The sequence below is a fragment of the Providencia sp. UF-224 genome (assembly GCF_058245955.1).
The window spans coordinates 1-1,212 of sequence record NZ_JBSICC010000081.1 but is presented as its reverse complement, the minus strand read 5'-3'; the positions used below and the strand labels follow the sequence as shown (position 1 = coordinate 1,212).

At 49.9% G+C, this 1,212-nt stretch carries 2 protein-coding genes; both read left to right on the top strand.

Annotated elements, in window-relative coordinates:
- Positions 1 to 14 precede the first annotated feature (14 nt).
- Complete coding sequence (gene traU / locus AC4IFO_RS22880; protein ID WP_490737839.1) at positions 15 to 1,010, top strand: conjugal transfer pilus assembly protein TraU; 996 nt, start codon at positions 15 to 17, stop codon at positions 1,008 to 1,010.
- Positions 1,011 to 1,024: 14 nt separating this feature from the next.
- Positions 1,025 to 1,212 (top strand): hypothetical protein (locus tag AC4IFO_RS22875; RefSeq protein ID WP_490737838.1); only part of this gene is annotated, 188 nt, incomplete at its 3' end.

Sequence of the window (1,212 nt, the reverse complement as noted above, 5' to 3'; positions counted from 1 at the left end):
ATGCAGGAGGGGCGATGAGTAAATTCACCCGTTGGTTATTGAGTGTGTGCGTACTTGGTTGTGTGACCGTGACGATACCTGCGAAAGCGGATGCGTTATGTGAGGGAAATTTTGTTAATCCGATCACCGATATTTGTTGGGATTGTTTATTTCCGATGACCATTGGCAATGTGCCTGTATTTCCAGGTGTGGCACCGGATACCCAAAACCCGTCCAGTCCGATTCAGATCTGCCCGATGGGGATTTTCTACCGCATTGGTTTAGCAATTGGCTATTGGGAGCCCTTTGCTTTGACCGATGTGACCCGTTCACCATATTGCATGGTGAATTTAGGGGGCTTTAACATCAATGTCGGCAAGATGGGGGCGGGTAAGGGGACGCAGAATGACCCTGCGACCCAAGGGGCGTTCTATCATGTGCATTGGTACAAATACCCACTGACCTATTGGCTCAATATTATTACCTCGGCAGGCTGTTTAGAGCGTGGGGATATGGATATCGCCTATTTATCTGAGCTAGACCCCCTGTGGAATGACAGTTCGTTGTCGTCGATTATTGCCCCTGAAGCGTTTGTGTTTGCGAATCCCATTGCTCAAGGGGCGTGTGCCGCCGATGCGATTGCCAGTATTGGCAGTAAGCCCCTAAATGCGCTTTTTTGGTGTGCTGGCTCACAAGGCAGTATGTATCCGTTTACGGGGTATACCAGCAATGAATTCAGCCCGCAGGCCTCCTCGGTTCTGCTTTCCGAGCGCATGGCATTTAAATTACATCGGCAAGGTTTGGTGATGAACAGCGTCGGGAAAAATCAGGAGGTGTGTTACACCTACCCGTCCCCGATTATCCCGAAAGACCGTTATCGCTATCAAATGGTGAATATGCATCCCGATACAGGGCAATGTCATCCCTTTGGTCGTTCCGTGATGCGCTGGCAAACGGGGCATGCCTCACCCAACAGTCGTAAAAATTTCGGTTATCTCATCTGGCGTAAACGTAACTGCGTTTTCCTCTAACGCGAGGTACTTTCATGAAACCCTTTTTATTATTGTGCACAAGTCTGGTGCTTGTGCCGACGTGTCATGCCTTAACGGATGACCAACAGTTTTTAGAGCAGCTGCGCGACCAAAGTGCCGCCTTGCTCGAACAGTCCTTGCCGCCGGATGGCTTTAAGCCACCGGAAATCTCGGCCAAGGATAAAGCCTGGATTGATAGCTT